This is a genomic window from Actinomadura sp. GC306 (genome assembly GCF_004348665.1).
Classification (GTDB): Bacteria; Actinomycetota; Actinomycetes; order Streptosporangiales; family Streptosporangiaceae; genus Spirillospora.
In genome coordinates this window covers 1-9,037 of sequence record NZ_SMKM01000272.1, presented here as the reverse complement: position 1 = coordinate 9,037, position 9,037 = coordinate 1, and the positions used below count along the sequence as shown (strand labels likewise).

Genomic DNA, 9,037 nt, shown 5'->3' with positions numbered 1-9,037 from the left:
CCGCCACGACGGGCAAGGTCGGCGGAGCGTCGGCCGTGAAGGCGTTCTTCGGCGGCGGCGCCGGGGCGACGGCCGCCGTGGTCGGCGCGGCCGTGGTCGTCGGGGGCGGCGCCGTCGCGATCCAGCGGGGCGGCGGCGACCCCGCCCCGAGCCCCGCGGCGACGACGAGGGTCGCCGCCACCGTCGCCGACGTGCGGGACTGCACCATCCTGGGGCCGGGCGGCGCACCCGTCACGCCGTCGACCGGACCCGCGCGGGTCACGCTGCCCGCCCAGGTCGAGCTGCCGCCCGGCGCGACCGTGCACCGCACCGGGCAGGGCCTGCTGATCGGCCCGGCCGGCGCGTCCTGCGAGGGGTCGATCGGCGTGAACGCGGGCGCCAACAGGGCCGGCGACGTCCGGACGGCCCGGGTCACCCAGTCGTGGCAGGGGTCGATCGGCGGGATCGCGAGCCAGCTGTGCCACTACTTCCCCGACTCCCCGCAGGCGCGGCGGGAGAGGGAGCGCACGGGCGACTGCACCTCGCGCATCACCGGCCGCGAGGACCTTCCCACGGGTACGCCCGCCTACCTGGCGGTGCTCGCGCCCAATGACCCGGAGCCGCCGGAGCGGCCGTCGTCGCCCTTCGTGGCGGCGACGCTCGCCACCCTCGATTCGCAGGGGGTCGCGTCGCCGATCACCTGCACCGCACCGGCGGACAACGCCGGCATCTGCACCGCCGCCCTGACCTACTGGTATCTCCAGTCGCTGGAGGGCGAGGAGATCGCCGAGGCGGATCTCGACCGCGCCGCCGAGCACATCGCGCGATTCGTCTCCGCCACCCGCCGCTGAGCCGCCCCCCGGGTCGACGGGCCGGGGGAACCGGACCGGTGGGCCGGAGGAGGGGGCGGCGAAGGTACCCTGACCTCGCGATGACTGACAAGACGATCGTTCACCTGATGCGGCACGGCGAGGTGCACAACCCCGAGGGGATCCTGTACGGGCGGCTGCCCGGCTACCGCCTCAGTGAGGACGGCGTCCTCATGGCGAAGGCCGCCGCCAAATGGTTCGCCGACCGGGACGTGGCCGCGCTGTTCTCCTCGCCGATGCAGCGGGCGCTGGAGACGGCCGCGCCGCTCGCCGACGCGTTCGACCTGCCCGTGACGGTGGAGGACCGTCTCATCGAGGCCGACAACCGGTTCGAGGGGCTGACGTTCGGGGCCGGGGCGGGGTCGCTGCGGCACCCCGTGCACTGGTATCACCTGCGCAACCCGTTCCGCCCGTCCTGGGGCGAGCCGTACCGGGCGCTCGCCGCCCGGATGCGCGGCGCCGTGATCAGGGCGCGGGAGGCGGCGCGCGGGCACGAGGCCATCTGCGTCAGCCACCAGCTGCCCATCTACACGCTCCGGCTGCACGCCGAGCGCCGCCGCCTCTGGCACCTGCCGAACCGGCGCGAGTGCTCGCTGGCGAGCGTCACCAGCCTGACGTTCCAGGGCAGCCGGCTGGTGGACGTCGCCTACAACGAGCCCGCCGCCGGGATCGCGAAGGGTCCCAGTGTCGCGGGTGCCTGACGGCACCGGTAGATTGTGTACTACGTCCTGTAGTAGGAGGGTCCGTTGAGCCCCCGAGTCTCCCCTCTGCGCGCCGCGGCCGCCGCGGTCGCGCTCTGCGGGCTGCTGGCCGGCTGCGCCGGGACCGGCGCGGCCGGGAACGGGTCCGGCGGCTCCGGCAACCGCTTCATCTCGGGCGACGGGAACGTCACCGAGTACGAGCCCGCCGACCGGACGAGCGTGCAGGGCGTCAGCGGCGAGCTGCTGACCGGCGAGGCGTTCGAGCTGTCCGAGTTCCAGGGCAAGGTCGTGGTCGTCAACTTCTGGGCGTCCTGGTGCGCGCCGTGCCGCGGCGAGGCGCCGTCGCTGCAGCACGTCTACACGGAGAACAAGGACGAGGGCGTCGAGTTCCTCGGCGTCGCCTTCAAGGACTCCAAGCCCAACGCCGAGGCGTTCGAGCGCAAGTTCAAGATCACCTACCCGAGCCTGTTCGACGCGAGCGGCCAGGTGACGCTGGCCTTCCGCGAGGTGCCGCCGAGCGCGATCCCGAGCACGCTCGTCCTCGACCGGGAGGGCCGGGTCGCCGCGCGCATCGTCGGCGCGACGACCGTGTCCAAGCTCGCGCCCCTGGTCGCCAAGGTCTCCGCCGAGCGATGAGCACGGCGGACCAGTGAGCACGGCGGACCAGTGAGCACGGTCGGCGATACGGTCGTCAGCGGGTCGCTCGTGGCGGCGGCGCCGCTGGCGGCGCTCGCCGGGCTCGTCTCGTTCGCCTCGCCGTGCGTGCTGCCGCTGGTGCCCGGCTACCTGTCGTACGTGACGGGCATGTCCGGCGTCGAGCTGGCCGAGCAGCGGCGCGGGCGGCTGCTCGCCGGCGTGCTGCTGTTCGTCGCGGGCTTCAGCGTCGTGTTCGTCAGCTACGGCGCCGTCTTCGGCGGGCTGGGCCGGTGGCTGCTGGAGTACCAGGAGCCCATCACCCGCGTCCTCGGCGTGATCACGATCCTGTTCGGCCTCGCGTTCATGGGGTTCGTCCCAGGGCTGCAGCGGACGCTGAAGTCCGGGCGGCTGCCCGCGGCGGGCCTCGCGGGCGCGCCGCTCCTCGGCGTCCTGTTCGGGCTCGGCTGGACGCCGTGCATCGGGCCGACGCTCGGCGCCGTGCAGAGCCTCGCCGTCACGGAGGCGAGCGCGGGCCGCGGGGCGCTACTGTCGCTGGCGTACTGCCTCGGCCTCGGACTGCCGTTCGTGGCGGCCGCGGTCGCCTACCGCCGGGCGCTCGGGGCGTTCGGCGCGGTGAAGCGCCACTACCCCCTGGTCATGCGGATCGGCGGGGGGATGCTCGTCCTCATCGGGGTGCTGCTGGTGAGCGGCCTGTGGGGTGACCTGAACATCGAGCTGAAGTCGTGGATCAGCGGCTTCCAACCGGTGATTTGAGATGACTGACTACCAGGGCACGGACACCACCGACACCACCGGGGCGACCGGGACCGCCGACCCGGCGGGCACCGAGGCGCCCGCCGCGCGGCAGGCGCCGGGGGAGACGCCCCGGCCCGCCGGCATCGGCCCGCTCGGCTGGCTACGGTGGGCCTGGCGGCAGCTCACCACGATGCGCACGGCGCTCGTCCTGCTGTTCCTGGTGGCGCTCGGCGCGGTGCCCGGGTCGATCCTGCCGCAGCGCGGGCAGGCGCCCGAGGAGGTCGCCGCCTACCTGGAGGACCACAAGACCACGGGGCCGTGGCTCGACCGGCTGTCGATGTTCGACGTGTTCGCCGCGCCCTGGTTCGCGGCGATCTACATCCTGCTGTTCGTCTCGCTCGCCGGGTGCGTCATCCCGCGGGCGGCCCAGCACTACCGGTCGATGCGGGCCCGGCCGCCCGCGGCGCCGCGGAACCTCGGCCGGCTACCGCAGGCCGCGAAGTACGAGACGGACGCGTCCCCGGAGGACGTCCTCGCCGAGGCGCGCGAGGTGCTGCGCGGGCGGCGGTTCCGGGTGGACGTCTCGGGCGGCGCCGCGTCCGCCGAGAAGGGCTACCTGGGCGAGTCCGGCAACCTGCTGTTCCACGTCTCGCTGCTGGGGCTGCTGTTCGCGCTCGGCCTCGGCAACCTGCTCGGCTACCAGGGCAACGTGCTGCTGACCGAGGGCAAAACGTTCGCGAACTCGCTGAGCCTGTACGACCAGTTCACCCCCGGGCGGGCCTTCAAGGACGGCGAGCTGTCCCCGTTCACCCTCACCCTGGACGACTTCAAGGCCGAGTACGAGACCGAGGGCGACAAGCGCGGCCAGGCCACCGCGTTCAACGCCGACGTCCGCTACCGCCCCGGCCCGGACGCCGCCGAGAAGCCCTACGACCTGCGCATCAACCATCCGCTGAACGTCGGCGGGACGAAGGTGTACCTGCTCGGGCACGGCTACGCGCCGGTCTTCACGGTCAAGGACGCCGAGGGCGACGTCGCGTTCCAGGACGCGGTGCCGTTCCTGGAGATGGAGCCGCGGAACCTGACGTCCGAGGGCGTCATCAAGGTCCCGGACGCGCAGCCCGACCAGCTCGCCTTCTACGCGATCCTGTGGCCGACCGCGATGGCGAGCGAGGACGGCGACCAGATCGTCTCGGGTTTCCCCGCGCCGCTCCGCCCGGTCGTCACGGTCACCTCGTTCAAGGGCGACATCGGCCTCGACTCCGGCGCCCCCCAGTCGGTCTACAAGCTGGAGGGGGTCGGCGAGACGCTGCACCCCGTCAAGGACGGCCAGAAGCTGCTCGAACCGGGCGAGACGTTCGAGGTGCCCGGCGGCGGCTCGATCACGTTCGACGGGCTGCGCGAGTACGTGACGCTCTCGGTCAACCGCGACCCCGGACGCATCCCGGCCCTGGTCGCGGCCATCCTGGCGGTGCTCGGCGTGGCGACGTCGTTCATGGTCAGGCGGCGCAGGGTGTGGGTCCGTGCGAGCGCCGCGGAGGGCGGGCGTACGGTTGTCGAGGTCGGAGGTCTCACGCTGGGGAATCCGACCCCGGAGTTCGACGAGATCGTGACCGCGCTGCGCGGTCCGCAGGACGAGCCCGGCGACGAGCCCGCCGACGAGCCCGGCAACGAACCCCCCGACGAGCCCGCCGGCGAGTCCGACGGCGAGTCCGACGAGGGGCCCGGCGATGGGCCCGACGCCGGCCGCGGATCCGGTCCGGCCCCCGAATCGAAGGAGTGACGAGGTGAGCGACGCCGACCTCGCGAACCTGAGCGACAAGCTCATGCTGACCACCGTGGTGATGTACGTGGTGGCGCTGGTGGCCTACGCCGTCGACCTCGGCTTCGGCCGCCGCCGCGCGGTGGCCGAGGCGCGGGAGAAGGCGGAGGCGAAGGTCCTGGTGGGCGCCTCGGGCGCCGCGGCCGGAGACCCCGCCGCCGACGACGGGGACGCGGGGGACAGCGACGAGGGCGAGCGCCCGCAGGTCGACTGGGTCCGCCTCGCGGTCTTCGTGAGCGTGCTCGGCTGGGCCGCGCACCTCGGCGTCATGGTGTCGCGCGGGCTGGCCGCGAGCCGCTGGCCGTGGGGGAACATGTACGAGTTCCTCACCGCGATCGCGTTCGCCGCCGTCAGCGCGTTCCTGTTCGTGATGTACAAGTACAAGGCGCGGTTCCTCGGCGCGTTCGTCATGCTCGCCGCCGTCATCGGGCTGGGCGTCGCGAACATCTGGCTGTACGACTCGGTGGGCCCGGTCACCCCGGCGCTGAACTCGTACTGGATCGCCATCCACGTCAGTGCGGCGATCGTCGCGACGGGCGCGTTCACCGTCGCGGGCGCCGCCACGATCCTCTACCTGCTGAAGGCCCGCGCGGAGTCCCGCGGCGGCGTCGCGGACGGCGGCGTGCTGTCCCGCCTGCCGTCGGCCGAGAGCCTGGACCGCCTCGCGATGCGGGTCACGATGTTCGCGTTCCCGATCTGGACGGCCGCGATCATCATGGGCGCCATCTGGGCCGACCAGGCGTGGGGCCGCTACTGGGGCTGGGACCCGAAGGAGGTCTGGTCCTTCATCACCTGGATCATCTACGCGGCCTACCTGCACGCCCGCGCGACGGCCGGGTGGAAGGGCCGCAAGGCCGCGATCCTCTCGCTGATCGCGTTCGCGGCCCTGCTGTTCAACTTCTTCGGCGTGAACTACATGTTCTCGGGGCTGCACTCCTACGCGTGACCCCGTGGCCCGGTGGCCCCGGGGCCACCGGGCCCGGTGACCCGGGCGCCGTGACCCCGGGCGCCGTGCTCAGCCGTCCCCGTCCTTGAGGCGGCGTTCCAGATCGCGGAGGAACGCCGGGTCGTCGTCCGGCCCCTTGGGGGCCGGGGCGGCGACCCGCGGACCCGGCACGGCGGCCCGCCGGGCCCGCCCCTCCAGGAGCCACAGCACGGAGCCGACGAGCGGCACGAGGACGATCGCCAACCAGGCGCCCTTGGGCAGGTGCTGCACCTCGGACGCGTCGGTCCGGAGCACGTCCAGGACGCAGAAGACCCAGAAGCCGACCAAAAGCAGCGTAACCAGCGCGTATATCACGCCTAAAGGGTATCCGTGACTTGCGGGGATGACGCCGAGTCGGGTCCCGGCTTACCCTTCCGGAGGGGGCCCCGTCCTTCACCGGACTCGACGAGCGTCGCTCGTGACCCCGCGGGGCCCGCGGACAGAGGAGCCCGATGCGCTTCAAAGGCGTCCACCGCAAGCCCCGGCAGTTCCGGGGCCGGGAGTCGCTGCGCGGCGTGCGGAGCCGCGCGGACGACGCCGCCTACTCCTCCTCCCCGCCCGACTCGGGGCAGGTGCGGCCGCGCAGCAACCAGCCCCGCGACAGGTTCGGGCGGTTCCGCAAGGCGGGCCGCGACGACGACTTCGCGCTCGGCCCGGCCGGGGCCGGCGGCGCCGACCGCGTGGAGCCGGTGGCCGAGGCCCCCGGCCGGCCGGAGCGGCGCGGGCCGGTCCGGCGCAGGCTCGGTCGGCCGCGGCCCGGCGACTACTCGTGGAGCGACTTCGAGCTCGACGACGACCGGCTGCGCGTGGAGCCGTACCCGCCGGGTATGCCGCACGCCGCCGACGGCCGCCGCAACTGCGGCCCGCTGGAGGGCATCCTCTACCGGCAGTGGGACGTCCGGGACGGGCCGCCCACCCCCGAGGTCATCGCCGCCGTCGACAGCCTGGCGTCGCTGCCCGCGCCGCTGAAGGACAAGCTCGCGAGCGGGCTCGACGGCATCTACGTGGGGCCGGGCGGCGTCCCGCAGCTCGACGACATGGGCCACCTGCGCGGCCGGCCGCTCCCCTCCGGCCGCGCCACCTGGGACATCTGCGCCGGCGCGTACGGCGACCGCAAGATCGTCGTGGGCGACCGGCCGTCCCCGACCCCGGACGTGATGCTGCACGAGGTCGGGCACGCGCTCGACGACATCGACGGCGACGACGGCGAATGGACGTCCGACTGCCCCGCCTTCCGGCAGCTGTACGAGGAGTGCCGGCCGCACCTGGCGAGCGACTTCCACCGCCAGCCGGACGCGCTCGGCCGCCGCGAGTTCTTCGCCGACGCGTTCGCCGCGATCTCCTCCCGCCAGCGCCCCGCCCTCGTGGATATGCTCGGCGGCAACATCCGGACGGCCCTGGAGGTCATGCTCTTCTTCAACCGCAGGTACGGGATCTAGGAGGGCGATCGAGGATGTACGTGATCCGGCTCCCCGATGGCACGCTCCGGGTTCCGCACAGCGTCCTGACCGAACCCGGCGAGCCGGGCTCCGGAACGGGCGAGGGACGGATCATCGCCGACGCCTACGTCGAGATCGGTCCGGGCGACCCGGACTACGACCGGCTCCTGGACGAGTCGCTCACGGAGGAGGAACTCGCCGAGCGGCGGCGCCGCTGGCGGGACGAGGACGCGGACCTGCTCCGCCGGTTCGAGGAGTGGAAGGCGGGCGACGCGGGAGATCAGGCGTAGCCGGGAGATCAGGATGGCGGGGAGTGAAGGGCCCCGGCCGCCCGGGCGGAGAGGGACTGCCGGCGCGGCGGTCCGGGCGGCTGAGGTCCGGTCAGCGGGCCGAATGCTCGGCGACGGGCTCCTCGCCGCGCAGCAGCGCGTGCACCTCGGACTCGCGGAAGCGCCGGTGCCCTCCCGGAGTGCGGATGCTGCTGATCCGGCCCGCGGCGGCCCACCGGGTGACCGTCTTCGGGTCGACCCGGAAGAGGGCGGCGACCTCCCCTGGGGTCAGCAGGCGCTCGCTCGTGCTCTCCACGTTTTCTCTCCCCCTTTGTCCCGCTCTCGGCGCGGGTGGACTGTTTAACAGTGTGGCGGGTCAAGACCGATTTCTCCCTTGTTTTCGGAAAAGATCACGGTCTGTAGTACGCCGAGCAGGAGCGATGACTCTCGGTACCCGGGACATGGGCAACGCCGTGCGCGTTGACCCCGTTTGACCTGCCATGTCACGTCCGGGAAGGGCCGCGGGGCCGCCCCTGACGGCCGTGCGAAGTAGTCTCCCAGAACATGTCCGACCTCGTATCCCTGCCGGAGATAGAGAGCGCCGCGGAGCGCATTGCGGGCGTGGCGGTCCGCACGCCGCTCGTGCCCTTTTCCCGCGACCCCGCCCCCGCGGCGGCCGGCGAGCCGGCCCTTCTGCTGAAGGCCGAGTCGCTGCAGCCGATCGGCGCCTTCAAACTGCGCGGCGCGTACGCCGCGATCTCCGCCCTCCCGCCGGCCGAGCGCGCACGCGGCGTCGTGACGCACTCCAGCGGCAACCACGCCCAGGCCGTCGCCTACGCGGCCCGCGCCCTCGGCACCAAGGCCGTCGTGGTCATGCCGCACACGGCCCCCGCCGTGAAGGTCGAGGCGTGCATCGCCCTGGGCGCCGAGGTCGTCTACGTCGAGCCGACCTCGCAGGCCCGCGCCGAGACCGCCGGCAAGCTCGCCGCCGCGCACGGCTTCGCGATGATCCCGCCCTACGACGACGCCCGGGTCATCGCCGGCCAGGGCACCATCGGGATCGAGATCGTCCAGGACCGTCCCGACGTGGACGTCGTGCTCGTCCCGGTCAGCGGCGGCGGCCTGATCGCCGGGATCTCCGCCGCGGTCAAGGCGCTGCGCCCCGAGGCCATGGTCATCGGCGTCGAACCGGAACTCGCCGCCGACGCCCGCGACTCCATGGCCGCCGGACGCCCCATCACCTGGGACGCGGAGAGGACCGGCCGCACCATCGCCGACGCCCTGCGGGTCCAGCGGGTCGGCGACCTGCCCTTCGCCCACATCCGCGCCCACGTGGACGGCATCATCACCGTCACCGAGGACGAGATCGAGACCGCGATGCGCCGCCTGGTCCGCGAGACCCGCCTGATCGCCGAACCCGGCGGCGCCGTGGCCACCGCCGCGTACCTCTTCCACCAGGCCGAGCTGCCGGCCGCCCGCACCTACGTCTCCGTCCTCTCCGGCGGCAACCTCGACCCGGCCTGGCTCCTCGACCTCCTCAAGTAGCAGGCCGCGCGGGTGGGGGTGTGATCGGGGCCGGGC

The 9,037-nt window shown here is 73.4% G+C and carries 11 protein-coding genes; 9 read left to right on the top strand and 2 right to left on the bottom strand.

The window, feature by feature from the left end; translation table 11 throughout:
* From E1200_RS27585 to ccsB, 6 genes are all read left to right on the top strand, one after another.
* The coding region (locus tag E1200_RS27585) for a hypothetical protein (RefSeq protein WP_207933566.1) at positions 1-830 on the top strand (830 nt) is incomplete at its 5' end.
* An 80-nt stretch (positions 831-910) separates the two neighbouring features.
* A complete protein-coding gene (locus E1200_RS27580) occupies positions 911-1,549 on the top strand; it encodes a histidine phosphatase family protein (RefSeq protein WP_131954997.1) in 639 nt (212 codons plus the stop codon).
* A 45-nt stretch (positions 1,550-1,594) separates the two neighbouring features.
* On the top strand, positions 1,595-2,185 hold the full coding sequence (locus E1200_RS27575) for a TlpA disulfide reductase family protein (RefSeq protein ID WP_243708870.1): 591 nt from the start codon (positions 1,595-1,597) through the stop codon (positions 2,183-2,185).
* 30 nt (positions 2,186-2,215) lie between these two features.
* Positions 2,216-2,959: a cytochrome c biogenesis protein CcdA gene (locus E1200_RS27570; RefSeq protein WP_131954996.1), complete on the top strand. Its 744-nt coding sequence runs from the start codon at positions 2,216-2,218 to the stop codon at positions 2,957-2,959.
* A 1-nt stretch (position 2,960) separates the two neighbouring features.
* Entirely contained in the window at positions 2,961-4,724 is a 1,764-nt protein-coding gene (locus tag E1200_RS27565) for a cytochrome c biogenesis protein ResB (RefSeq protein WP_131954995.1), read from the top strand.
* A 4-nt stretch (positions 4,725-4,728) separates the two neighbouring features.
* A complete protein-coding gene (gene ccsB / locus E1200_RS27560; protein ID WP_243708869.1) occupies positions 4,729-5,709 on the top strand; it encodes a c-type cytochrome biogenesis protein CcsB in 981 nt (326 codons plus the stop codon).
* 69 nt (positions 5,710-5,778) lie between these two features.
* Here the strand turns inward: ccsB and E1200_RS27555 are convergent, their stop codons facing one another.
* Positions 5,779-6,063, bottom strand: a complete 285-nt coding sequence (locus tag E1200_RS27555; protein ID WP_131954993.1) for a PLD nuclease N-terminal domain-containing protein — start codon at positions 6,061-6,063, stop codon at positions 5,779-5,781.
* Between the two features lie 137 nt (positions 6,064-6,200).
* On the opposite strand from E1200_RS27555, the gene E1200_RS27550 reads away from it, so the two are divergent.
* Positions 6,201-7,187, top strand: coding sequence for a hypothetical protein (locus tag E1200_RS27550; RefSeq protein WP_131954992.1), 987 nt, complete (start codon positions 6,201-6,203; stop codon positions 7,185-7,187).
* Between the two features lie 14 nt (positions 7,188-7,201).
* A complete protein-coding gene (locus E1200_RS27545; RefSeq protein WP_131954991.1) occupies positions 7,202-7,477 on the top strand; it encodes a hypothetical protein in 276 nt (91 codons plus the stop codon).
* A 91-nt stretch (positions 7,478-7,568) separates the two neighbouring features.
* Here the strand turns inward: E1200_RS27545 and E1200_RS27540 are convergent, their stop codons facing one another.
* Complete coding sequence (locus tag E1200_RS27540; RefSeq protein WP_021593176.1) at positions 7,569-7,772, bottom strand: BldC family transcriptional regulator; 204 nt, start codon at positions 7,770-7,772, stop codon at positions 7,569-7,571.
* 248 nt (positions 7,773-8,020) lie between these two features.
* Here E1200_RS27540 and E1200_RS27535 point away from each other — a divergent pair, with 248 nt between their 5' ends.
* Positions 8,021-9,001, top strand: coding sequence for a threonine/serine dehydratase (locus E1200_RS27535; protein WP_131954990.1), 981 nt, complete (start codon positions 8,021-8,023; stop codon positions 8,999-9,001).
* Positions 9,002-9,037 lie beyond the last annotated feature (36 nt).